This is a genomic window from Streptomyces cyanogenus, from assembly GCF_017526105.1.
GTDB lineage: Bacteria > Actinomycetota > Actinomycetes > Streptomycetales > Streptomycetaceae > Streptomyces > Streptomyces cyanogenus.
On record NZ_CP071839.1, the window covers coordinates 5,218,057 to 5,240,474 of the forward strand.

Consider the following 22,418-nt stretch of genomic DNA (forward strand, 5'->3'; position numbering starts at 1 on the left):
GGACTGCTGCCGCTCCCGCCGACGGACAAGGAGAAGTACTCCTACGCGCACCGGCACCTGTGGATCCTGACGATCAGCTCGCTGGTCAGCTTCTGCTGTCTGGTGACGAGCCAGTTCAAGCTGGCGCAGTCCACGCCGGTGCTGTGGGTCTACACCCCGCTGCTGGTCTTCACGGTCGTCTACTACCTGGTGTCGCTGCGGGTCAACGGCTTCACCCGGGACTTCGACATCGCCCACCACCGTCGGCTGGTGCAGAACTGGCGGCCCGCGGTGTACCCGACCGTCGACGTGTTCCTGCCGGTGTGCGGCGAACCCATCGAGGTGCTGCACAACACCTGGTGGCACGTGCGGGCGATGGCCGACCGGTACCCCGGTGTCTGCGTGCCGTTCGTGCTGGACGACGGGGCGAACCCGGAGCTGGCGGCGATGGCCCGGGACTTCGGCTTCCGCTACGGCACCCGGGAGAACCGGGGCTGGTTCAAGAAGGCCGGCAACCTGCACTTCGGCTTCGGACAGTCCGACGGCGAGTACGTCCTCATCCTCGACGCCGACTTCACCCCGCGCGCCGACCTGCTGGAGGAGCTGCTGCCGTACATGGACGACGATCCGCGGATCGGCATCGTCCAGTCCCCGCAGTACTTCCGGGTGCTCGACTCGCAGAACTGGATCGAGCGCGGCGCGGGCGCGGTGCAGGAGCTGTTCTACCGGTCCGTGCAGGTCTCCCGGCAGGGCAGTGACGGCGCCATCTGCGTCGGCTCCTGCGCGATCTACCGGCGGGCGGCCCTGGAGACCAACGGCGGTACGACCCTGATCGAGCACTCCGAGGACGTGCACACCGGCTTCGACCTGCGCGGGCTCGGCTGGGACCTTCGGTACGTGCCGGTCGCGGTGTCCACCGGGGTGTGCCCGGACAGCGCCGGCGCCTTCTTCAACCAGCAGTACCGCTGGTGCTCGGGCTCGATGAGCCTGCTCGGCAGCCGCAAGTTCTGGCAGGCGAGGATCAGGCTCTCCAGCCGGCTGTGCTACATGTCCGGGTTCTTCTACTACATCCACACCGCGCTGTTCACCTTCGCGGCCCCGGTCATCCCGATCGTGCTGCTGCTGATGATGCCGGAGAAGCTCAAGGTCGAGCATCTGCTGCTGGTGGTGCCCAGCATCCTCTACACCACGATCGTCTTCCCGATGTGGCACAGGGCGCCGTACCGCCTGGAGGCCTGGGCGGCCCGCATGATGTACGGCTGGGCGCACGTCTTCGCCATCTGGGACATCCTGCGCAAGAACCGCATGGGCTGGCAGCCGACCGGCTCCTCCGGCGCCAAGAAGAACAAGACGCGCCGCTTCTGGATCGGCATGTGGGCGTGGAGCGGCGGCACGGCGCTGGTCTGGGTCACCGCGGCGGTGTACCGGACGTTCACCATGAACGCCCCGGACTTCGCCCTGATCCTGTCCTCCGGGCTGTTCTACGCCCTGGTCGTCGGCCGGGTCCTGGTCCAGCCGCGTGCGGGGGCGGAGACCGCCTGATGCGATCGGTGAAACGTTTCTTCAGGGTCCGTGCTGCCCTGGCCGGCGCTCTCGTCGGCCTGCTGGCGCTCACCGGCTGCTCGCTCCTCGGCGACTCCGGCGGATCGCCGGTGTCCGGCACCGGCACGGCGGCCCCGCACTCCTCCGCGAACCCCGACCAGGACATCCCCTACGACGTCACGCCCCTGCTGAAGCCCGCGAAGAAGTACTACGGCGTGGCCGTGCCGGGCGCCCCGACCGCCATGAAGAGCGTCGACGCGTACACCGGCTCGACCGGCAAGCAGCCGAACCTCGTCGAGTACTACGCCGGCTGGGGCGACGGCTTCGACGCCACCGGGGTGCGCAACGCCTGGGCCGAGGGCGCGCTGACGCTGATGTCCTGGGAGCCCTTCGACACCCCGCTCACCGACATCGCGGCGGGCAGGTCCGACCCGTACGTCAAGGAGTACGCGGCCGCCGTCCGCCGCCTGAACCTGCCCGTGGTGATCGACTTCGCGGACGAGTTCAACGGCCACTGGGAGAAGTGGGGCACGGACCACGTGACCCCGGCCCAGTACGTGGCCGCCTGGCGGCACATCCACCGGACCTTCGTGGACGCCGGCGCCACCAACGTCATCTGGGCCTGGTCGCCCAACATCGTCAACCCGGTGCGGAACGTGAAGCTGGAGCCGTACTACCCGGGCGACGCCTACGTCGACTGGGTGGGTCTGATCGGCTACTTCACCACCGGCTCCGACAACGCCTTCGACAGCGTCTTCGGGCCCACCCGCGACCGGATCCGCACCTTCACCGAGAAGCCGTTCCTGCTGCTGGAGACCGCCGCCATGCCCGGCGAGCGGCGCCGCGCCGACATCCGCAACCTGTTCGCGGGCGTCGCGGCCGACGACGACATGCTCGGCTTCGTCTGGTTCAACCACAAGAAGCGCGCCGACTGGCGGCTGGAGGCCAGCCCGCTCGCGCTGAAGGAGTTCAAGCGCCTGGCAGCCGACGACCGGTTCGGCTTCGACGTACGGAAGCCGTCATGACCTCACAACCCCGGTACTACACCCCCGAGCCGTACGACCCGTACGCCGACGACGAGCCGCAGGGCGGCTGGTTCAACTCCGACGGCTACGTGCCGCGCCAGCCGCAGGCCTACGACGTTCCCCAGGGGTACGAGACACATCCGGGGTACGACGTTCCCCAGGGGTACCAGACACATCAGGGGTACGGCGTCCCCCAGGGCTACGGCGTCCCCCAGGCGTACGAGACACCCGAGGGGTACGACTACGACCCCCGGACCTATCCGTACCAGCAGCCGGCCGACCAGCCTGCCTCCGTCCCGCAGCCCGTGCCGGAAACGGCCGAGGCGGCCGAGGCGGCCGAGCCCGGGTACCACGTGCCGGAGACCCCCGAGGTCGGCTGGGACATGGCCGCGAGCCGGCGGCGCGCCTGGGTCAGCCGGGCCGTGCTGCTGTTCGTGCTGGCCGTCCAGGCGGTGCTCTCGCTGCGCCTGTCCAACACGGCGTTCCAGGACGAGGCCCTGTACCTGTCAGCCGGACACGCCGAGCTGCAGCACCTGCTGCACGGCACCCCGCTGCCGGTGAACTACGCGGCGTACTTCTCCGGCTCGCCGCAGCTGTACCCGGTGCTCGCCGCCGTCGTCGACGGCCGCTTCGGGCTCGCGGGAGCGCGCACGCTCAGCCTGGCCTTCATGCTGGGCACCACCGCGCTGCTGTACTCCTTCACCCGGCGGCTGTTCAACGAGCGGGCCGCGCTGGCCGGCGCGGCGCTCTTCGCCGTGGTGCAGTCGACCGTCGTCATGGGGTACTTCGCCACCTACGACGCCGCCGCCGTGTTCCTGCTGGCCCTGGCCACGTGGATCGTCGTACGCACCGACCGGGCGCCGGTGGCCGCCGTGCTGCTCGCCGCGCCCGTCGCCGTGCTCGCCGTCGGCGTGAAGTACGCGTCCGGGCTGTACCTGCCGACGATCGTCGTGCTCGCGCTGCTCACCGGCCGGCCGCACAAGGGCGGCAAGGCCTTCCTGCGGATGCTGCTGCTCGCGCTCGGCGTCGGTGCCCTGCTGGCGGCCGGCATGTACAGCACCGACCTGCTGGCCGGTGTGCGGCAGACCACCACCGACCGGGACCACGGCTCCGACGGCGCCGCCTTCCTGCTCCAGCGGTCGGCCGAGTGGGGCGGGCTGATGTTCCTCACGGCCGTCGGCGGCGCGATCTCCTACGTGCGGCGCAGCCGGATGAACGAGTCCCCGCTCGCCCAGCGGCTCGCCAACCCCGGCCGGCGCCGGCGGGCGCTGCTCGGGCTGGTGCTGTGCGGCACCGCCCTGCTCGCGCCCGCGTACCAGGTGCACCTGGGCACGGTGGTCTCGCTGTTCAAGCACGTCGGCTTCGGACTGCTCTTCGCCGCGCCGATGGCCGGCGTGGGCGTGACCCGGCTGATAGGCGCCCACTTCCGCTATCCCCAGCTCGGCATCATGCTGTGGACGGCGGCGCTCTGCCTCGGCATCTCCCAGGCGGACTGGCGGTTCGGCGTCTGGCCCGACTCCGCGAGGATGATCCAGGTCATCGACTCCCACGTGGACCGCACGGGCCGCTACCTCGCCTCGACGCCCGAGGTGCCCGTCTACTACCTGCGCGAGAAGACCAGCCAGCGGCAGTGGCAGGGCGCCTTCGCCATGGAGTACACGGACAGGAAGGGCCGGCACCACTCCGGCGACGCCGGCTACCGGGCGGCGCTGCGCGAGGGCGCGTACGACCTGATCGTCCTGGACGGCCTCACCAACCCCCGGGTGGACACGGTCGTCGCGGACGCGCTCAGGGGCAACGCGCACTACCGGCTCCTCGCCGACCTGCCGTTCCGCAACTCCAGTGGCACCGGTCACTACCGCATCTGGATCAAGAACCCCGGCACCGGATGAGCGTGCGGCACCGGGATCCGGGACGTCACCGCCAGGCCGTACGGGCCGGGCACACGGCCGTGGAGATACCCGATCCGCTTCGCCGAGCGCACGGAGGGTGTCTCCGAGATGACGCTGCGCACCCGGCTGGAGTCGGCCGTGATCCCGCTGCGGCTGCGGCTCGGGCGGCGCTGGCGGCTACCGGTTCGCGGCGGCCGAGGCCTGGGCCTGGCCCCGGCGGTGGATCTGGTTCGCGGTGAACTGCGCCAGGTCGTTGCCGGTGCGGAAGACCTTGGTGTCCTTGGTGGTGACGTCCTTGCCGCTGGTGAAGCCGGAGATCGTGAAGTAGGCGTAGCGGCCGTAGGCGTTGCGGGTGGAGCGGCAGAACGCGCCGTCGCAGAACGGCTTGACGCCCTTGCCGAACAGTGAGCGCACGATGCTCTGGTCGTTGGTCTGCGCCTTGGCCTTCGTGGCCTGGGCCGCGGTGTCGAACACGGCGACGCCCACGGTGACCGCGATGCCGCCGTTGCTGTAGGTCGTGCGCATCAGGCGGGTGCAGCCGTTGGCGGTGAGGATCTTGGGCAGCGTGCCGCCCGCGGCGGTGGCGCAGCTGCGGGTGTCGGCCGTCGGGCCCTTCTTGTACACCGTGCCGCTCATGGTGAGCTGCTTGCCCGGGAACAGGCCGTCCGCGCTGAGTGGTGCGGTGTCCTTCTTGGCGCTGGAGATGAAGTCCTCCGGGTCCAGCGGCGGCGGCGCGCTGGTGGGCGCGAAGGACGGCGTCGCGCCGCCGGAGCCCGGGATGGAGGCGCTGGCGGGCAGGTTGCTCGGCCCGGCCTGCGGATCACCGCCGTTCGCGGAGACCACGGCCATGGCGACCGCGGTGCCTATCGCGACCGTGGCGAGCCCGCCGCCGGCTATGAACAGCAGCCTGCGGCGCTTGTTCCGCGTCTCCGAGGCCTCGGCGAGCGCGGCCCAGTCCGGCGACCCGTCGTCGGCTCCGCTGCTCCACGGCTGCTGGGATTGCGGTTTCCAGGGATCCCACTGAGACTGGGGTCCCCCCTGCCCGTAACTCATGGGGCGCATCTTAGACGGGGGGCCGGGGGTGCGGGGTCCGTCTACCGGCCTGCCTCGTTTTGACCCGTCCGGGGGCCGCCCGGTAACCTACTTCTTCGTTGTGTATTGGCTTGCTCATTCTCACGGGACGGGCCCTTACACCGGTCCACCGGGCCGATGACCAGCGACCCCACGCACGCGGTTTGCGTCGCCGCCGTGGGTTCAAGGCTGTCGTGATCGTTTCGGTGACCTTGTTTAGGACCATTCACTCGAAGCGAAGGCTACGAACCGTGCGTACGTACAGCCCCAAGCCCGGCGATGTGACGCGCCAGTGGCACGTCATCGACGCTCAGGACGTTGTCCTGGGCCGTCTCGCCACCACTGCCGCGACCCTCCTCCGGGGCAAGCACAAGCCGATCTACGCGCCGCACGTCGACGCTGGTGACTTCGTCATCATCATCAACGCCGACAAGGTGCACCTGTCCGGCAACAAGCGGACCCAGAAGATGGCGTACCGCCACTCCGGCTACCCGGGTGGTCTGCGCTCCGTCCGCTACGACGAGCTGCTGGCGAAGAACCCCGAGAAGGCCATCGAGAAGGCCGTCAAGGGCATGCTCCCCAAGAACACCCTGGGCCGTCAGATGCTCACCAAGCTGAAGGTCTACTCGGGCGACCAGCACCCGCACGCTGCCCAGCAGCCGGTGCCGTTCGAGATCACCCAGGTCGCGCAGTAAGTCCGGCCACCCCCTAAGACTGAAGAGAATCTGAGGAGCATCGTGGCCGAGACCACTGCCGAGCAGCCGCTCGAAGAGCTTGACATCGACAGCTACACCACCGAGTCCGAGGTCCCCGTCGAGGGCGAGTACACCTCGGAGTCCCTGGCCTCCCGCTTCGGCGAGCCCCAGCCGGCCGCCGGCCTGGGCCGCCGCAAGAACGCCATCGCCCGCGTCCGGATCGTCCCGGGCACCGGCAAGTGGAAGATCAACGGTCGCACCCTCGAGGACTACTTCCCGAACAAGGTGCACCAGCAGGAAGTCAACGAGCCCTTCAAGGTGCTCGAGCTCGAGGGCCGTTACGACGTCATCGCCCGCATCGCCGGTGGCGGTGTCTCCGGCCAGGCCGGTGCGCTCCGTCTCGGTGTCGCCCGTGCGCTGAACGAGGCCGACGTCGACAACAACCGCGGCCCGCTGAAGAAGGCCGGCTTCCTGCGCCGCGACGACCGCGCGGTCGAGCGGAAGAAGGCCGGTCTGAAGAAGGCCCGCAAGGCTCCGCAGTACAGCAAGCGCTAACCAGCAGCTGCCTGCTCGTACTCCGAACGCCCCGGCGGCACGCCACATGTGCCCCCGGGGCGTTCGCTTATCCCAGCCAAGGGCGTATAACGACACAAGACGCTCAAAGGCTTGTGTGATCGCATGTTTCCTCGGGAGGACAAGTGGGACGACTCTTCGGCACGGACGGCGTGCGCGGTGTCGCCAACGCGGATCTGACGGCCGAGATGGCGCTCGGCCTCTCCGTCGCCGCGGCGCACGTGCTGGCCGAGGCGGGCACCTTCGAGGGCCACAAGCCGACGGCGGTGGTCGGACGGGACCCGCGCGCGTCCGGGGAGTTCCTGGAGGCCGCGGTGGTCGCGGGCCTGGCGAGCGCGGGCGTGGACGTGCTGCGCGTCGGCGTGCTGCCGACGCCCGCGGTGGCGCACCTGACCGGCGCGCTCGGCGCCGACCTCGGTGTGATGCTCTCCGCCAGCCACAACGCCATGCCGGACAACGGCATCAAGTTCTTCGCCCGCGGCGGCCACAAACTCGCCGACGAGCTGGAGGACCGGATCGAGGCGGTGTACGACGCGCACCGGCACGGCGAGCCCTGGGAGCGGCCGACGGGCGCCGGGGTCGGCCGCGTAAGGTCGTACGACGAGGGCTCCGAGCAGTACATCGCCCACCTCCTGTCGGTCCTGCCCAACCGGCTCGACGGACTGAAGATCGTCCTGGACGAAGCGCACGGCGCGGCCTCGGGGGTCTCGCCGGAGGCGTTCGCCCGGGCCGGCGCCCAGGTCGTCACGATCGGCGCCGAGCCGGACGGCCTCAACATCAACGACGGCTGCGGCTCGACCCACCTGGGCCGGCTCAAGGCCGCGGTCCTGGAGCACGGCGCGGACCTCGGCATCGCGCACGACGGCGACGCCGACCGCTGCCTGGCCGTGGACCACACCGGCGACGAGGTCGACGGCGACCAGATCCTCTCCGTGCTCGCGCTGGCGATGCGGGAGCGTTCCGCACTGCGCTCCGACACCGTCGTCGCGACCGTGATGTCCAATCTCGGCTTCAAGCTGGCGATGGAGCGCGAGGGCATCCGGCTCGTGCAGACCGCCGTCGGCGACCGGTACGTCCTGGAGGAGATGAAGGAGCACGGCTACGCCCTCGGCGGCGAGCAGTCCGGGCACGTCATCATCCTCGACCACGCGACCACCGGGGACGGCACGCTGACCGGCCTGCTGCTGGCGGCGCGGGTCGCCGAGACCGGTCGTACGCTGCGGGAGCTGGTCTCCGTCATGGAGCGGCTGCCGCAGGTCCTCGTCAACGTCCCCGATGTGGACAAGTCCCGGGTGAGGACGTCCGCGGATGTCGCTGCCGCCGTGGCCGAGGCGGAGAAGGAGCTGGGGGCCACGGGGCGGGTGCTGCTGCGGCCCTCCGGTACGGAGCCGTTGGTCCGGGTCATGGTCGAGGCCGCGGACATCGAGCAGGCGCGGGCGGTTGCCGGGCGGCTGGCCGATGCGGTGAAGTCGGCGCTGGGATAGTTCCGGTTCCAAAGGGGCGAAGAACCGTGCGCGGCGGGCTGCGGGTCCGTCGTGGCTCGTCGCGCAGTTCCCCGCACCCCTGGGCCGGCTACGCCGCCCTGCGGGAGAATCCCCGCTGTTTCTTCCAGAAGTACTTCTGCGCCAGCAGCGTCAGTGTGCCCGCCACGACGATCCCCGCCAGGTTCACCAGGAGCTGGACGGACGAGCCCAGGGTCTGGTTCGTGTCGCCGTAGGCCAGGGCGACCGCCGCGTTGGCCGCTGCGGGGACCGTCGTCACCGAGATGGCCACGCCCACCAGCGCGCCCGACTTGGACGAGGTCAGGGACAGGGTGCCGGCTATGCCGGCCAGCACCGCCACGATGAACGAGAAGGCGTCGGGGGCGTACACGAAGGCGCTGTTGGGGCGTTCGCCCTCCAGCGCCGACCGGTGGAACAGCCCGAGGGCGTCCATGAACAGGCTGAAGCCGACGGTCACCGCCATCGCCACCGCGAAGCCCACCAGCAGCGCGATCAGCGAGCGGCACGCCAGGCGCGGATGACGCTGGACCACGGCCGTGCTGATGCCGGCGAGCGGCCCGAACTCCGGTCCCACCGCCATCGCGCCCACGATCAGGATCGCGTTGTCCAGCACCACGCCGCAGGCGGCGATCATCGTGGCCAGGGTGATGAAGGCCACATAGGTGAACGACAGCGTCGACTCCTCGTGGGTGGCGTCGGTCAGCCCCTCCCACAGCACCGCGTCCGCGCCCTCGCCCGGCGCCTCCGCCTCGGCCCTGTCGGCGCGCCGGGACAGCGAGAGGTCGATGGTCTCGACGGCGATCGAACCGGTGTCGTCCAGGCCGATCCGCCGCAGCCCGGCGATGAGTTCGTCGCCCGCCTCGCGGGCCACGTCACACAGGACGAGGTCGCCGGCCGGGTTGCGGGCGGCGCCCGGCAGGACGACGAGGTGGGTGGTACCGACCGTTTTCTCGATCAGACGGACGACCTCGTCGGTCCGCTCCGCCGGGGTGATCAGGCGCAGATGCAGCATGGCGCCCATCCAACACGGCCGGCTACAGCTTGCGCAGCCGCAGGCGCTGCACCTTGTGGTCCGGGCCCTTGCGCACGATCAGGGTGGCCCGGCCGCGGGTCGGGGCGATGTTCTCGACCAGATTGGGCTTGTTGATGGTCCGCCACAGCGTGCGGGCGTAGTCGAGGGCCTCCTCCTCGGAGACCTGGGTGTACTTGCGGAAGTACGAGTTCGGATTCTGGAAGGCCGTCTGGCGCAGCTTCCTGAAGCGGCTGAGGTACCAGCTCTCGATGTCCTCGGTGCTCGCGTCGACGTACACGCTGAAGTCGAAGTAGTCGGCGAGACCCACCCGGGTGCGGCCGTCCTTGCCGGGCAGGGCGGGCTGGAGGACGTTCAGGCCCTCCACGATCAAAATGTCCGGGCGGCGGACGGTGAGCTTCTCGCCCGGCACGATGTCGTAGATGAGGTGGGAGTAGACCGGCGCGGACACCTCGCCCTTGCCGGCCTTGATGTCGGCGACGAAGCGGGTCAGGGCCCGGCGGTCGTAGGACTCGGGGAATCCCTTCCGCGACATCAGGCCGCGGGCCTCCAGCTCCCGGGTGGGCAGCAGGAAGCCGTCCGTCGTGACCAGTTCCACGCGCGGGTGCTCGGGCCAGCGGGAGAGCAGGGCCTGGAGCAGCCGGGCCACCGTGGACTTGCCCACGGCCACGGAGCCGGCGACCCCTATGACGAACGGGGTGCCCGACTGGGAGCCCTGTTCGCCCAGGAAGGTGTTCAGCGCGCCCCTGAGGCCGTCCGTGGCGCCGACGTAGAGGTTGAGGAGCCGGGAGAGCGGGAGGTAGATGTCCCGGACCTCGTCGAGGTCGATGACGTCGCCGAGACCGCGGAGCTTCTCCACCTCCTCGGCGGTGAGCGGCAGCGGTGTCTTGTCGCGCAGCGCGCTCCACTCGGCGCGGGTGAGATCGACGTAGGGAGTCGCCTCCGGCCTGTGCCGGTGGGCGCTCCGGGGCATCGAGGAGACCGGTGAGATCACAGTCCATTGTTAACGGAGTTTGAACGGGACGGCGGGTGGGGTCCGTCACGCGCGCAGTCCGGTCCCGTCGGCTCCGCGGCTCCGTCAGGGCCTTCGTACGGTGGTGGGAATTTCCGAATTCGGGCAGGCGGAGGCCTTTTTTGATCGTCGTATGACCGTAGGCTGCCGCTCATGTGCGGAATCGTGGGATACGTAGGGGCACAGTCGGCTCTCGATGTCGTGACGGCCGGGCTGAAGCGGCTGGAGTACCGGGGGTACGACTCGGCGGGCGTCGCCGTGCTGGCGGACGGCGGGCTGGCCGCCGCCAAGAAGGCCGGGAAGCTGGTCAACCTGGAGAAGGAGCTGGTCGACCGGCCACTGCCGACCGGCCAGACCGCCATCGGCCACACGCGCTGGGCCACCCACGGCGGTCCCACGGACGGCAACGCGCACCCGCACCTGGACAACGCCGGCCGGGTCGCGGTGGTCCACAACGGCATCATCGAGAACTTCGCGCTCCTGCGTGCGGAACTGGCCGAGCGGGGCCATGAGCTGAACTCCGAGACGGACACCGAGGTCGTCGCCCATCTGCTCGCCGAGGAGTTCTCCTCCTGCGCCGACCTCGCCGAGGCGATGCGGCTGGTGTGCCGGCGGCTGGAGGGCGCGTTCACGCTGGTCGCGGTGCACGCCGACGAGCCGGACGTGGTGGTCGGCGCCCGCCGCAACTCGCCGTTGGTGGTGGGCGTCGGAGAGGGCGAGGCGTTCCTGGCCTCCGACGTGGCCGCGTTCATCGAGCACACGCGGTCGGCGATCGAGCTGGGCCAGGACCAGGTGGTGCAGCTGCGCCGGGACGGCGTCACCGTGACGGGCTTCGACGGCCGCCCGGCCGAGGTCCGCTCCTACCACGTGGACTGGGACGCCTCCGCCGCCGAGAAGGGCGGCTACGACTACTTCATGCTCAAGGAGATCGCCGAGCAGCCCAAGGCGGTCGCCGACACCCTGCTCGGCCGCATCGACCCGTCCGGCTCGCTCACCCTGGACGAGGTGCGGATCAGCCCCTCCGAACTGCGCGAGATCGACAAGGTCGTCATCGTGGCCTGCGGTACGGCCTTCCACGCCGGCCTGATCGCCAAGTACGCCATCGAGCACTGGACGCGCATCCCCTGCGAGGTGGAACTGGCCAGCGAGTTCCGCTACCGGGACCCGATCCTGGACGGTCGCTCGCTGGTGATCGCCATCTCCCAGTCCGGCGAGACCATGGACACCCTGATGGCGCTCCGGCACGCCCGCGAGCAGGGCTCGAAGGTACTGGCGATCTGCAACACCAACGGCTCGACGATCCCCCGCGAGTCCGACGCGGTGCTGTACACGCACGCGGGCCCCGAGGTCGCGGTCGCCTCGACCAAGGCGTTCCTCACCCAGCTGGTCGCCTGCTACCTGGTCGCCCTGTACCTGGGCCAGGTGCGCGGCACCAAGTGGGGCGACGAGATCCAGGCCGTGATCAAGGACCTGTCCCGGATCTCGGAGGAGGTCGAGCGGGTCCTGGAGACCATGGAGCCGGTACGGGCGCTGGCGCGCACCCTGGCCTCGAAGAACACCGTGCTGTTCCTCGGCCGGCACGTGGGCTACCCGGTGGCCCTGGAAGGCGCGCTCAAGCTGAAGGAACTGGCGTACATGCACGCCGAGGGCTTCGCCGCGGGCGAGCTGAAGCACGGTCCGATCGCGTTGATCGAGGAGGACGTGCCGGTGGTCGTCGTCGTACCGTCCCCGCGCGGCCGGTCGGTCCTCCACGACAAGATCGTCTCCAACATCCAGGAGATCCGGGCCCGTGGCGCGCGCACCATCGTGATCGCGGAGGAGGGCGACGAGACGGTGGTCCCCTACGCCGACCACCTGATCCGGATCCCGGTCACCCCCACGCTGCTCCAGCCGCTGGTGGCCACTGTCCCGCTCCAGGTCTTCGCGTGCGAGCTGGCGACGGCGCGGGGCAACGAGGTGGACCAGCCCCGGAACCTGGCGAAGTCGGTGACGGTGGAGTGAGGCGGCCGAGGTGACGAGGAGGGGCGGACGGCCGGTGCCGTCCGCCCCCCCGGTCAGCCGGCCGGTACGGCCGTGGTGACTACCAGTTGATGCAGGTCTTCGGCACCCAGCCGGTCTTCTTGTCGCCGCCGTAGTACCACAGGTTGCTCTTCTTGCCGCAGGCCGTGTACGAGCCGCCCTTGTAGGCCTTGCCGTCGTTGCAGACCGAGCCCTTCTTGCCCTTGCCCCAGATGCCGACGGCCGTGGCGGTCGTCTTCGGCGAGGTGCGGACGTTGACGGTCTCCTTGGCCTTGACGTTGATGATCGCCTTGCTGCAGTCCCTCGGCAGGGTGGCCGCGGAGGCGGTGCCGGCGGTGGCGACGGCGCCGGTGAGGGCCGTACCGATCAGGGCCGCGGTGGTGAGCGCGGTGCCCAGAGACTTCAACTTCACAGCTGTGTCCTCCCGTTGTGGTGCGAGGCGTCCGTCCGCGGACGGAGCGCCGGTCGCCGGGAAGACTACGGGAGCAGTGAACTCGGCTGATCGTGGGGTTGTGTTCAGTGCACGGAGAAGCCCCCGTCCACGTGGATCGACTGGCCCGTGACGTAGGCGGAGGCACGGCTCGCCAGGAACACCGCCGCGCCCGCGAAGTCCTCGGCGAGGCCGTTGCGGCCGGTCATCGTGCGCGCGGCCAGCGCCGCCACCCGCTCCGGATCGGACGACAGCCGCCGGTTGAGCGCGGTCATCACGAAGCCCGGCACCAGGGTGTTGCAGGTGACCCCGTACGGCGACCAGGCCTCGGCCTGGGAACGGGCCAGGGACTCCAGCGCGCCCTTGGAGACGCCGTAGGCGCCGCTGTGCACGAAGGCGCGGTGGGCCTGCTGGGAGGTGATGTGGATGATCCGCCCGAAGCCCCGCTCGGCCATGCCGGGCCCGAACCGCTGCCCCAGCAGGAACGGCGCCTCCAGGTTCACTGCCATCGTGCTGTCCCACACCTCCTCGCCCAACTCGCCCATCGGCGGCCGGAGGTTGATGCCGGCCGAGTTGACGAGGATGTCGGGCTCGCCGAAGACGGCCGCGGCCTCCTCGGCCGCCGCCCGCACGCCCTCCCGCGACCCCAGGTCCCCGGCGACCCAGGCCGCGCGGCAGCCGTCGGCAGTCAACTCATCGACCGTCTCGGCCAGTTGCTCCGCACCGCGGGCCACGATCACCACACCGGCCCCGGCTCGCGCCAGCGCCCCCGCGATGGCCCGTCCGATACCGGAACTCCCGCCGGTCACCACGGCGGTGCGGCCGTCCAGGGAGAAGAGGCCGGAGAGATAGGCGTGCGGCGAGGTCATGCCGGAAGCCTAGAGCCCGGTTCGCCGCCGTGGTGTCGCCGGATCCCGCTCCACCGGGGTCGTAGGGTGCTCGCCATGAGCATCATCGGGGTGGGCATCGACGTCGCCGAGATCGACCGGTTCCGGGCGTCCCTGGAGCGGACGCCGGGACTGGCCGACCGGTTGTTCGTGACGCGCGAACTGCTGCTGCCCAGCGGGGAGCGGCGTGGGATCGCCTCGCTCGCGGTCCGGTTCGCCGCCAAGGAGGCGCTGGCGAAGGCGCTGGGCGCGCCGCCCGGGCTGCAGTGGACCGATGCCGAGGTGTACGTGGAGGACAGCGGGCAGCCGCGGCTCAGGGTGAAGGGCACCGTCGCCGCGCGGGCGGCGGAGCTGGGCGTGCGGGCCTGGCACGTGTCGCTCAGTCATGACGCGGGGGTGGCCTCGGCCGTGGTGATCGCCGAGGGCTGACCGGGCCGGCGCCCGGGTGTGGGCGGTGGGGGTTCCGGGGCAGACTCGGAGCCATGCGTACTGCGTACAGCGTGGAGACGGTAAGGGCGGCCGAACGGGCGTTGATGGCACGGCTGCCGGAGGGTGCGCTGATGCAGCGGGCCGCCGCCGGGCTGGCCGCCGCCTGTGCCGAACTGCTCGGGCGGGTGTACGGCAGCCGGGTGGTGCTGCTCGTCGGCAGCGGCGACAACGGCGGTGACGCCCTGTTCGCGGGGGCCCGGCTGGCCCGGCGCGGCGCCGGTGTGACGGCCGTGCTGCTGGCGCCCGAACGGGCCCACGCCGGCGGGCTGGCGGCCTTGCGGCGGGCGGGCGGCACGGTCGCCACCGCCGACTCCCCGGAGGAACCGATCCTGCGGGCCGACCTGGTCGTGGACGGGATCGTCGGGATCGGCGGCAAGGGCGGGCTGCGGCCGGACGCCGAGCGGCTCGCCGGGGTGGTGGCGCGGTCCGGGGCCGCGGTGGTGGCCGTGGACCTGCCCAGCGGCGTCGACGCGGACACCGGGGAGGTGCGGGGGGCCGCGCTCCGGGCCGACCTGACCGTCACCTTCGGCACGTACAAGCCCGGGTTGCTGGTGGATCCCGCGCGGGAGTACGCCGGGGTGGTGCGGCTCGTCGACATCGGGCTGGAACCGCCGCCCGCCGACGCCGAGCTGGAGGCATTGCAACACGCCGACGTGGCCCGGCTGTTGCCGGCGCCGGCGGCGGAGAGCGACAAGTACCGGCGCGGGGTCGTCGGGATCGCCGCGGGCTCGGCGCGGTATCCGGGGGCCGCCGTGCTGGCGGTGTCCGGGGCGCTGCGGGGCGGGGCCGGGGCCGTACGGTACGTCGGGCCGGCCGGGGCGGCCGTCATCGCGCGCTTCCCGGAGATCCTCGTCTCCGACGCCGGGCCCGCCAAGGCCGGACGGGTGCAGGCCTGGGTGGCCGGGCCCGGGGCCGGGGACGACGCGGGGAGCGTGGCCGAGGTGCTGGACGCGGACGTGCCGGTGCTGCTGGACGCGGACGGGCTGCGGCTGGCCGAGCGGGACGCGGTACGGCGGCGTACGGCGCCGACGCTGATGACCCCGCACGCCGGGGAGGCCGCCGCGCTGCTGGGGGTGCGGCGCGAGGAGGTCGAGGGGGCCCGGCTCGCGGCAGTGCGGGAGCTGGCGGCGGCGTACCGGGCGACGGTGCTGCTGAAGGGGTCGACGACGCTGGTCGCCGGGGCGGGGGGCGGGGCGGTGCGGGTCAACGCCACGGGGACGCCGTGGCTGGCCACCGCCGGGAGCGGGGACGTGCTGTCGGGGCTCGCCGGGTCCCTGCTGGCGGCGGGGCTGAGCGCGCTGGACGCGGGGAGCGTCGCCGCGTACCTCCACGGGCTGGCGGGCCGCCTGGCCGCCGCCGGCGCACCCACGGGCGCCCATGACGTCGCGTCACACATCCCGGAGGCGTGGCGAAACGTGGGCAGCTGACCCCAACGGCAGGGCTGCGCGAGGCCGGCGCGGCATCGGCCACTGCCGGGCGGGCACCGTCCCGGCGGCGCAGCCGACCGCGGCCGCGGCGGGAGCGCTCCGAGGGACGCCGCGGAGGACCGCGTGAGGGCGTCGCGGTGAACCGCGCGAGCAACCCGCGACGGCCCGCAGGGAAGCGGTGGTACGGCCCACGGCGAGAGCGGACCGGATGACAGCACCGCCGCGCCCTGGGTCGGTGGGACGGCCGGCGGCGAGGCCGGGCCGGACCACAGCACCGCCGCCCATCGGGTCGGTGGGGGCGGCGGCCCGGCACCTGAGCGTGCGCCCGGGGCCCGCGGGGGGCGGTGCCCGAAGGCTGTCGGCGGCCTCTGAGACACTGGGGGCGCGATGAGTGAGACAGCAGCTGTGCCGACCGCCGCCCTGCGCGCCCGCGCCGAGATCGATCTGGGCGCCCTGCGCGCCAATGTGCGGGCCCTGCGCGCCCGGGCGCAGGGCGCCGCCGTGATGGCCGTCGTCAAGTCCGACGCGTACGGCCACGGCGCGCTGCGGTGTGCCCGCGAGGCCCTCGCCGCGGGCGCGACCTGGCTCGGCACGGCCACGGCCGAGGAGGCCCTGGCGCTGCGCGCGGCCGGGCTGCCCGGCCGCATGCTGTGCTGGCTGTGGGTGCCGGGCGGCCCCTGGCGGCAGGCGATCGAGGCCGACATCGACGTCTCGCTGAGCGGCATGTGGGCCCTGCGGGAGGTCGTCGAGGCCGCCCGGGCGGCGGGGCGCCCCGCGCGCGTGCAGCTCAAGGCCGACACCGGACTCGGACGCAACGGCTGCCAGCCCGGCGAGGACTGGGCCGAACTCGTGGCCGCGGCGCTGCGCGCGGAGGCCGAGGGCCTGGTCCGGATCACCGGACTGTGGTCGCACTTCGCGTGCGCCGACGAGCCGGGCCACCCGTCGATCGCCGCCCAGCTCGCCCGGTTCCGGGAGATGACGGCGTACGCCGAGGAGCGGGGCGTACGTCCCGAGGTGCGGCACATCGCCAACTCGCCGGCCACCCTCACCCTGCCCGAGACCCACTTCGACCTGGTCCGCACGGGCATCGCCCTGTACGGCGTCTCGCCCAGCCCGGAGGTCGGCACCCCCGCGGACTTCGGGCTGCGCCCGGTGATGACGCTCAGCGCCTCGCTGGCCCTCGTCAAGCGCACCCCGGCCGGCCACGGCGTCAGCTACGGCCACCACTACGTCACCCCCGGCGAGACCACCCTCGGCCTGGTGCCGGTCGGTTACGCGGACGGCGTCCCGCGGCACGCCTCGGGCACCGGCCCGGTGCTGGTCGACGGCAAGTGGCGGACGATCGCCGGGCGGGTCGCCATGGACCAGTTCGTGGTGGACCTCGGCGGCGACGAGCCTCCGGTGGGCAGCGAGGCGGTGCTGTTCGGACCCGGAGACCGGGGCGAGCCCACGGCCGAGGACTGGGCCCAGGCCTGCGGCACGATCGCGTACGAGATCGTCACACGCATCGGAACGCGCGTTCCCCGCGTCTATGTGAACGGGTCCGTGTGAACGGACCGCGTGAACGGTGCTGTGCGAACGGTGCTGCGTGTCCGCACATCGGCTGCCGACGCAGGTAGGTGAACGGGCAAGAAGCCGGGTAACCCGTTCCGCAGCGACACCCATCCAGGCGAACTGCAGTACGGCGAAGAGGAGCGGTACGTGAGCGAGAGCAGCGCGGAGGCCGTGGCGGACGTCGTGGCCTCGGCCGCCGCCGCCTCCGCCGTGGGGGCGGCCGGGAACTGGCGCAGGGCGACCGGCATCGCCGGCGCCGCGATAGGCGTGCTCGCCGCGGGCGCGGCGGCCGGTGTCGCCATCGAGCGGATGACGGTGGGCCGCGGGATGCGCAGGAAGGCACGGCTGGCGCTCGACTCGGCGGGCCCCTACGGCACCCTGCGCGGCACCCCAGGCAAGGCGTACGCCGACGACGGCACCGAGCTGTACTACGAGGTCGACGAGGTCGACCCCGACCCCGGACCGAGCGTGTCCCCGCGTCGGCGCAGGCTCTTCGGCCGCAAGGCGCCCGCCCCGGTCACCGTCGTCTTCTGCCACGGCTACTGCCTCAGCCAGGACTCCTGGCACTTCCAGCGGGCGGCCCTGCGCGGGGTGGTGCGGACCGTGCACTGGGACCAGCGCAGCCACGGCCGGTCCGGGCGGGGCGTGGCCCAGACCCGGGACCGGGTGCCCCTCACCATCGACCAGCTCGGCCGCGATCTGAAGGCCGTCCTCGACGCCGCCGCACCGGAGGGGCCGCTCGTCCTGGTCGGCCACTCCATGGGCGGCATGACCGTGATGGCCCTCGCCTCCGAGTACCCGGAGCTGATCCGGGACCGGGTCGTCGCCACCGCCCTGGTGGGCACGTCGTCCGGGCGGCTCGGCGAGGTCAACTTCGGGCTCCCGGTGGCCGGCGTCAACGCGGTGCGCCGGATCCTCCCCGGGGTGCTGAAGGCCCTCGGGCAGCAGGCGGAGCTGGTGGAGAAGGGGCGCCGGGCCACCGCCGACCTGTTCGCCGGGATCATCAAGCGGTACTCGTTCGCGGGGCGGGACGTCGACCCGGCCGTCGAGCGGTTCGCCGAGCGGATGATCGAGTCCACACCGATCGACGTGGTCGCCGAGTTCTACCCGGCCTTCACCGACCACGACAAGACCGAGGCGCTCACCTGCTTCCGGGACATGCCGGTGCTGGTGCTGGCCGGAGTGCAGGACCTGGTCACGCCCAGCGAGCACAGCGAGGCCATCGCCGACCTGCTGCCCGACGCCGAGCTGGTCCTCGTGCCGGACGCCGGGCACCTGGTGATGCTGGAGCACCCGGAAGTGGTCACCGACCGCCTCGCCGACCTGCTCACCCGCGCCGGTGCGGTGCCGGCAGGAGCTACGGTAAGTGGCTATGGAAGCACCAGCAGCACCGCACAACCCCGCTGAGACCCAGCTGACCGTCACCTCCCCGGAACAGATGCGGGAACTGGGCCGCCGACTGGCCAAACTGCTGCGCGCGGGCGACCTGGTGATGCTCACCGGGGAGCTGGGCGCGGGCAAGACCACGCTGACCCGCGGGCTCGGCGAGGGCCTCGGCGTGCGCGGCGCGGTCACCTCACCGACCTTCGTGATCGCCCGGGTCCACCCGTCCCTCGGCGACGGCCCGCCCTTGGTGCACGTCGACGCCTACCGGCTCTCCGGCGGCCTGGACGAGATGGAGGACCTGGACCTCGACGTCTCGCTGCCCGACTCGGTGATCGTCGTGGAGTGGGGCGAGGGCAAGGTCGAGGAACTGACCGAGGACCGGCTCCAGGTCGTCATCCACCGCGCGGTCGGCGACACCACGGACGAGGTACGGCACGTGACGGTGACGGGGCTGGGTGAGCGCTGGGACGACGCCGGCCTGGAGACGCTGTCCGGCTGAGCCCGCGGAACGTCCCGACGAGCTGTCGCCACCCTGTCGCGCAGGACTGCGCCGCGGCAGCCGGCCGACGACACCTCGCGGTCCTTCCGGCGGAGCGCCCGGGCGACTAGCGGATCACGACCACCCGCACCCCGATCGTCGCGAACCTCCACATCGCGTCCCCGTCCGCCCGGCTCTCCCGGATGCCGCCCGTCTTCACGCTCGCGTCGGCCGTGGTGCCCGAGCCGTCGTCCACCGCCGCGCTGAACCCGACGGTCACCCCGTCCACGCTGGTGAACCGCACCACGTGCTCGATGGCGGCGCCGTCGGTGCCGGTGGCCGCGTTGGAGCGGGAGGTGACCCAGTAGGTGCCGGCCGGCGGGTCGACGCTGCCCGGCCGCACCGGGAAGGTGCGCTGCACGCGGTTCCCGGGGGACACCAGCCAGACCCGGTCGTCGTCCACCGAGTACACGACCCGTTCACCCGTTCCGGAGCCGCTCGGCAGGGCGGTCGGGTGATGCCGGTCCCGGGGCGCCTTGGACGCGACCGTCGCGTGCGCCGCCGGCATCGCGCCGGGGTGCGCCGGGACGGTCGCCTGGGCCCGGAAGGCGAGGAAACCGACGGTTCCCAGAGCCGCCGCGGTGAGGCCGGCCACGATCCCCGAGCTGGTCCCTGCCACCTGCGTCCACCTCTGCCTGGTCTTACTCGTGTCATATGTCGTACTTCGTACTGACCGTAGCAGCCGGTGACCGTCCGGCCGGGACGGCGATGCGCGAGCCGCGGGCGCCGTAGGCTGTTCGCGTGCTCTTGCTCGCTCTGGATACCGCAACGCCCGCCGTCACCGTCGCGCTGCACGACGGCACCGACGTCATCGCCTCGTCGAGCCAGGTGGACGCGCGCCGGCACGGAGAGCTGCTGCTGCCGGCCGTCGACCGCGTCCTCGCCGAGGCCGGCCTGAAACTGGACGCCGTCACCGGCATCGTCGTCGGCACCGGGCCCGGCCCCTACACCGGCCTGCGCGTCGGTCTGATGACCGCAGACACCTTCGGCCTGGCGCTCGGCGTCCCGGTGCACGGCCTGTGCACCCTGGACGGCCTCGCCTACGCCGCAGACATCGAGAAGGGCCCCTTCGTGGTGGCGACCGACGCCCGCCGCAAGGAGGTCTACTGGGCCACCTACGCCGATTCCCGGACCCGGCTGACCGGCCCCGCCGTCGACCGCCCGGCCGACATCGCCGAGCAGGTCGCGGGCCTGCCCGCGGTCGGCGCGGGTGCGCTGCTCTACCCGGACACGTTCCCGCGCGCCCACGAGCCCGAGCACGTGTCCGCCGCCGCCCTGGCCTCGCTCGCCGCGCGGAAGCTCGCCGCGGGCGAGGAACTCCCGGCGCCCCGGCCGCTGTACCTGCGCCGGCCGGACGCCCAGGTCCCCAAGAACTACAAGGTGGTCACCCCCAAGTGACACAGCCGGCACCCCCCCGACTGCGCGAGATGCGCTGGTGGGACATCGACCCGGTCCTGGGGCTGGAGCGGGACCTGTTCCCCGAGGACGCCTGGTCCCGGGGCATGTTCTGGTCCGAGCTGGCCCACGCCCGGGGCACCGGCGCCACCCGCTGCTACCTCGTCGCCGAGTCCGCCGACGGCCGGATCGTCGGATACGCGGGCCTGGCAGCGGCCGGTGAGCTGGCCGACGTCCAGACCATCGCCGTCGCCCGCGACCACCAGGGCACCGGCCTCGGCGCCCGGCTGCTGACCGAGCTGCTGCGGGCGGCGACCGCGTTCGAGTGCCACGAGGTGATGCTCGAGTGCCGGGTCGACAACCTCCCCGCCCAGAAACTCTACGAGCGCTTCGGCTTCGTGCCCATCGGCTTCCGGCGCGGTTACTACCAGCCGGGCAACGTGGACGCCCTGGTGATGCGCCTGACCACGGAACCCGGCAGCGGCTCCGCCGCGGGCTCCGCCTCAGTACAAGGAACCGATATCAATGACTGACGAACCTCTCGTCCTCGGCATCGAGACCTCCTGCGACGAGACCGGCGTCGGCATCGTCCGTGGCACCACCCTGCTGGCGGACGCCGTCGCCTCCAGCGTGGACGAGCACGCCCGCTTCGGCGGTGTCGTACCGGAGGTGGCCTCCCGGGCGCACCTGGAGGCGATGGTCCCGACGATCGACCGCGCGCTGAAGGAGGCGGGGATCAGCGCCAGGGACCTGGACGGCGTCGCGGTCACCGCCGGTCCCGGCCTCGCCGGCGCCCTCCTCGTCGGCGTCTCGGCGGCCAAGGCGTACGCCTACGCCCTGGGCAAGCCCCTGTACGGCGTCAACCACCTCGCCTCCCACATCTGCGTGGACCAGCTGGAGCACGGCCCGCTGCCCGAGCCGACCATGGCGCTGCTGGTCAGCGGCGGCCACTCCTCGCTGCTGCTGTCCTCGGACATCACCTCCGACGTCCGCCCGATGGGCTCGACCATCGACGACGCGGCCGGCGAGGCCTTCGACAAGATCGCCCGCGTGCTGAACCTGGGCTTCCCCGGCGGCCCGGTCATCGACCGGTACGCGCGCGAGGGCGACCCGGAGGCGATCGCCTTCCCGCGCGGCCTGACCGGCCCGCGCGACCCGGCGTACGACTTCTCCTTCTCCGGTCTGAAGACCGCGGTGGCCCGCTGGATCGAGGCGAAGCGGGCGGCCGGCGAGGAGGTCCCGGTGCGCGATGTGGCCGCCTCCTTCCAGGAGGCCGTGGTCGACGTGCTGACCCGCAAGGCCGTCCGCGCCTGCAAGGACGAGGGCGTGGACCACCTGATGATCGGCGGCGGTGTGGCGGCCAACTCCCGGCTGCGCGCACTCGCCCAGGAACGCTGCGAGGCGGCCGGCATCCGGCTGCGCGTGCCGCGCCCCAAGCTGTGCACGGACAACGGCGCGATGGTGGCCGCGCTCGGCGCCGAGATGGTCGCCCGGGGCCGGGCCGCGTCCGCATGGGACCTGTCGGCCGACTCGTCCCTGCCGGTCACCGACCCGCACGTGCCGGGCCACGACCACGACCACGTGCACGAGGTCGGCGAGGAGAACCTGTACTCGTGACGGTCGCGCTGATGTGGGAGGCCCGGGCCGCCGAGGGACGGGGGGCGGACCTGCTCGCCTGGGTGCGGGAACAGCCGCTCACCGGCGAGCCGTTGCGCCGCGAGACCTTCCGGGCGCCTGAGGACCGGGTGCTGGTCATCACGTGGTGGGCCGCGCCGTACGACGCCTCGCTGCCGGAACTGCCCGAGCCCGGCCCCGAGTTGGTGACCCGGGCCGTGCACCGCTGGCGGTTCGAGGCGGTGGCGGACCACTGAGGTTGCGCGAGCACCCCGCACCTGGGCTATGATCATCACACAGCGAACGGCCGGAACCCGGGAATCGGGAACCGCCCCGGACGCAGTGCGTTGGTGGTCCA

General features: G+C 72.1%; 22 protein-coding genes and 1 pseudogene. 17 read left to right on the forward strand and 6 right to left on the reverse strand.

What is annotated here, in order from left to right; all coding sequences use genetic code 11:
- Window positions 1-102 precede the first annotated feature (102 nt).
- The 4 genes and pseudogenes from S1361_RS23635 to S1361_RS39335 form a co-directional block, all read left to right on the forward strand.
- Window positions 103-1,521, forward strand: coding sequence for a glycosyltransferase family 2 protein (locus S1361_RS23635; protein WP_208036733.1), 1,419 nt, complete (start codon window positions 103-105; stop codon window positions 1,519-1,521).
- The gene (locus S1361_RS23640) at window positions 1,521-2,546 is read left to right on the forward strand and encodes a glycoside hydrolase family 26 protein (protein WP_208033774.1); all 1,026 of its coding nucleotides are present in this window, start codon (window positions 1,521-1,523) and stop codon (window positions 2,544-2,546) included. Before S1361_RS23635 ends, S1361_RS23640 begins: the two co-directional genes overlap by 1 nt.
- On the forward strand, window positions 2,543-4,438 hold the full coding sequence (locus S1361_RS23645; RefSeq protein ID WP_208033775.1) for a glycosyltransferase family 39 protein: 1,896 nt from the start codon (window positions 2,543-2,545) through the stop codon (window positions 4,436-4,438). Before S1361_RS23640 ends, S1361_RS23645 begins: the two co-directional genes overlap by 4 nt.
- Before the next feature lie 32 nt (window positions 4,439-4,470).
- Window positions 4,471-4,609: pseudogene (locus S1361_RS39335) on the forward strand (polyprenol monophosphomannose synthase); the annotation flags it as partial.
- 6 nt (window positions 4,610-4,615) lie between these two features.
- On the opposite strand, the gene S1361_RS23650 reads toward S1361_RS39335, so the two are convergent.
- Entirely contained in the window at window positions 4,616-5,491 is an 876-nt protein-coding gene (locus S1361_RS23650; RefSeq protein WP_208033776.1) for a hypothetical protein, read from the reverse strand.
- 269 nt (window positions 5,492-5,760) lie between these two features.
- Here S1361_RS23650 and rplM point away from each other — a divergent pair, with 269 nt between their 5' ends.
- The 3 genes from rplM (at window position 5,761) to glmM (ending at window position 8,261) form a co-directional block, all read left to right on the forward strand.
- Window positions 5,761-6,204: a 50S ribosomal protein L13 gene (rplM, locus tag S1361_RS23655; protein WP_189978663.1), complete on the forward strand. Its 444-nt coding sequence runs from the start codon at window positions 5,761-5,763 to the stop codon at window positions 6,202-6,204.
- Window positions 6,205-6,246: 42 nt separating this feature from the next.
- Window positions 6,247-6,759 (forward strand): 30S ribosomal protein S9, encoded by a 513-nt coding sequence (gene rpsI / locus S1361_RS23660; RefSeq protein WP_003998795.1) that lies wholly within the window; start codon window positions 6,247-6,249, stop codon window positions 6,757-6,759.
- A gap of 143 nt (window positions 6,760-6,902) precedes the next feature.
- Complete coding sequence (glmM, locus tag S1361_RS23665; RefSeq protein ID WP_208033777.1) at window positions 6,903-8,261, forward strand: phosphoglucosamine mutase; 1,359 nt, start codon at window positions 6,903-6,905, stop codon at window positions 8,259-8,261.
- An 88-nt stretch (window positions 8,262-8,349) separates the two neighbouring features.
- Here glmM and S1361_RS23670 read toward each other — a convergent pair whose 3' ends face one another.
- Complete coding sequence (locus S1361_RS23670) at window positions 8,350-9,291, reverse strand: DUF389 domain-containing protein (protein WP_208033778.1); 942 nt, start codon at window positions 9,289-9,291, stop codon at window positions 8,350-8,352.
- A 22-nt stretch (window positions 9,292-9,313) separates the two neighbouring features.
- Window positions 9,314-10,282, reverse strand: coding sequence for a type I pantothenate kinase (coaA, locus tag S1361_RS23675; RefSeq protein ID WP_208036734.1), 969 nt, complete (start codon window positions 10,280-10,282; stop codon window positions 9,314-9,316).
- A gap of 192 nt (window positions 10,283-10,474) precedes the next feature.
- Here coaA and glmS point away from each other — a divergent pair, with 192 nt between their 5' ends.
- Entirely contained in the window at window positions 10,475-12,322 is a 1,848-nt protein-coding gene (gene glmS / locus S1361_RS23680) for a glutamine--fructose-6-phosphate transaminase (isomerizing) (RefSeq protein WP_208033779.1), read from the forward strand.
- A gap of 79 nt (window positions 12,323-12,401) precedes the next feature.
- On the opposite strand, the gene S1361_RS23685 is transcribed toward glmS, so the two are convergent.
- Together S1361_RS23685 and S1361_RS23690 are read right to left on the reverse strand one after the other, a co-directional pair.
- Complete coding sequence (locus tag S1361_RS23685; RefSeq protein WP_208033780.1) at window positions 12,402-12,752, reverse strand: hypothetical protein; 351 nt, start codon at window positions 12,750-12,752, stop codon at window positions 12,402-12,404.
- Between the two features lie 104 nt (window positions 12,753-12,856).
- Complete coding sequence (locus S1361_RS23690) at window positions 12,857-13,639, reverse strand: SDR family NAD(P)-dependent oxidoreductase (RefSeq protein WP_208033781.1); 783 nt, start codon at window positions 13,637-13,639, stop codon at window positions 12,857-12,859.
- Window positions 13,640-13,714: 75 nt separating this feature from the next.
- Here S1361_RS23690 and S1361_RS23695 point away from each other — a divergent pair, with 75 nt between their 5' ends.
- The 5 genes from S1361_RS23695 (at window position 13,715) to tsaE (ending at window position 19,012) form a co-directional block, all read left to right on the forward strand.
- Complete coding sequence (locus tag S1361_RS23695; RefSeq protein ID WP_208033782.1) at window positions 13,715-14,086, forward strand: holo-ACP synthase; 372 nt, start codon at window positions 13,715-13,717, stop codon at window positions 14,084-14,086.
- A 53-nt stretch (window positions 14,087-14,139) separates the two neighbouring features.
- Window positions 14,140-15,573 (forward strand): NAD(P)H-hydrate dehydratase, encoded by a 1,434-nt coding sequence (locus S1361_RS23700; protein WP_208033783.1) that lies wholly within the window; start codon window positions 14,140-14,142, stop codon window positions 15,571-15,573.
- Between the two features lie 387 nt (window positions 15,574-15,960).
- Complete coding sequence (gene alr / locus S1361_RS23705) at window positions 15,961-17,124, forward strand: alanine racemase (RefSeq protein WP_208033784.1); 1,164 nt, start codon at window positions 15,961-15,963, stop codon at window positions 17,122-17,124.
- A gap of 150 nt (window positions 17,125-17,274) precedes the next feature.
- A complete protein-coding gene (locus S1361_RS23710) occupies window positions 17,275-18,534 on the forward strand; it encodes an alpha/beta fold hydrolase (RefSeq protein ID WP_208033785.1) in 1,260 nt (419 codons plus the stop codon).
- Entirely contained in the window at window positions 18,500-19,012 is a 513-nt protein-coding gene (gene tsaE, locus S1361_RS23715; protein WP_208033786.1) for a tRNA (adenosine(37)-N6)-threonylcarbamoyltransferase complex ATPase subunit type 1 TsaE, read from the forward strand. Before S1361_RS23710 ends, tsaE begins: the two co-directional genes overlap by 35 nt.
- A gap of 106 nt (window positions 19,013-19,118) precedes the next feature.
- Here tsaE and S1361_RS23720 read toward each other — a convergent pair whose 3' ends face one another.
- Window positions 19,119-19,670 carry a hypothetical protein gene (locus S1361_RS23720; RefSeq protein WP_208033787.1) on the reverse strand — a complete coding sequence of 184 codons (552 nt, stop codon included), beginning with the start codon at window positions 19,668-19,670 and terminating at the stop codon, window positions 19,119-19,121.
- Between the two features lie 122 nt (window positions 19,671-19,792).
- Between S1361_RS23720 and tsaB the strand changes: the two genes are divergently transcribed.
- The 4 genes from tsaB to S1361_RS23740 are packed head-to-tail and all read left to right on the forward strand — an operon-like array spanning window position 19,793 to window position 22,317.
- Entirely contained in the window at window positions 19,793-20,449 is a 657-nt protein-coding gene (tsaB, locus tag S1361_RS23725; RefSeq protein ID WP_208033788.1) for a tRNA (adenosine(37)-N6)-threonylcarbamoyltransferase complex dimerization subunit type 1 TsaB, read from the forward strand.
- Window positions 20,450-20,478: 29 nt separating this feature from the next.
- On the forward strand, window positions 20,479-20,979 hold the full coding sequence (gene rimI, locus S1361_RS23730) for a ribosomal protein S18-alanine N-acetyltransferase (RefSeq protein WP_208036735.1): 501 nt from the start codon (window positions 20,479-20,481) through the stop codon (window positions 20,977-20,979).
- Entirely contained in the window at window positions 20,972-22,063 is a 1,092-nt protein-coding gene (gene tsaD, locus S1361_RS23735) for a tRNA (adenosine(37)-N6)-threonylcarbamoyltransferase complex transferase subunit TsaD (RefSeq protein ID WP_208033789.1), read from the forward strand. Before rimI ends, tsaD begins: the two co-directional genes overlap by 8 nt.
- A complete protein-coding gene (locus S1361_RS23740) occupies window positions 22,060-22,317 on the forward strand; it encodes a hypothetical protein (RefSeq protein WP_208033790.1) in 258 nt (85 codons plus the stop codon). Before tsaD ends, S1361_RS23740 begins: the two co-directional genes overlap by 4 nt.
- Window positions 22,318-22,418 lie beyond the last annotated feature (101 nt).

Excerpts from the sequence above, each read along its gene's own strand:
- tsaE (WP_208033786.1), top strand. The coding sequence starts at position 18,500 with ATGGAAGCACCAGCAGCACCGCACAACCCCGCTGAGACCCAGCTGACC.
- glmS (WP_208033779.1), top strand. The coding sequence starts at position 10,475 with ATGTGCGGAATCGTGGGATACGTAGGGGCACAGTCGGCTCTCGATGTC.
- S1361_RS23695 (WP_208033782.1), top strand. The coding sequence starts at position 13,715 with ATGAGCATCATCGGGGTGGGCATCGACGTCGCCGAGATCGACCGGTTC.
- rimI (WP_208036735.1), top strand. The coding sequence starts at position 20,479 with ATGCGCTGGTGGGACATCGACCCGGTCCTGGGGCTGGAGCGGGACCTG.
- coaA (WP_208036734.1), bottom strand. The coding sequence starts at position 10,282 with ATGCCCCGGAGCGCCCACCGGCACAGGCCGGAGGCGACTCCCTACGTC.
- S1361_RS23690 (WP_208033781.1), bottom strand. The coding sequence starts at position 13,639 with ATGACCTCGCCGCACGCCTATCTCTCCGGCCTCTTCTCCCTGGACGGC.
- alr (WP_208033784.1), top strand. The coding sequence starts at position 15,961 with ATGAGTGAGACAGCAGCTGTGCCGACCGCCGCCCTGCGCGCCCGCGCC.
- S1361_RS23645 (WP_208033775.1), top strand. The coding sequence starts at position 2,543 with ATGACCTCACAACCCCGGTACTACACCCCCGAGCCGTACGACCCGTAC.
- tsaD (WP_208033789.1), top strand. The coding sequence starts at position 20,972 with ATGACTGACGAACCTCTCGTCCTCGGCATCGAGACCTCCTGCGACGAG.
- S1361_RS23650 (WP_208033776.1), bottom strand. The coding sequence starts at position 5,491 with ATGAGTTACGGGCAGGGGGGACCCCAGTCTCAGTGGGATCCCTGGAAA.
- S1361_RS23670 (WP_208033778.1), bottom strand. The coding sequence starts at position 9,291 with ATGCTGCATCTGCGCCTGATCACCCCGGCGGAGCGGACCGACGAGGTC.
- S1361_RS23700 (WP_208033783.1), top strand. The coding sequence starts at position 14,140 with ATGCGTACTGCGTACAGCGTGGAGACGGTAAGGGCGGCCGAACGGGCG.
- S1361_RS23640 (WP_208033774.1), top strand. The coding sequence starts at position 1,521 with ATGCGATCGGTGAAACGTTTCTTCAGGGTCCGTGCTGCCCTGGCCGGC.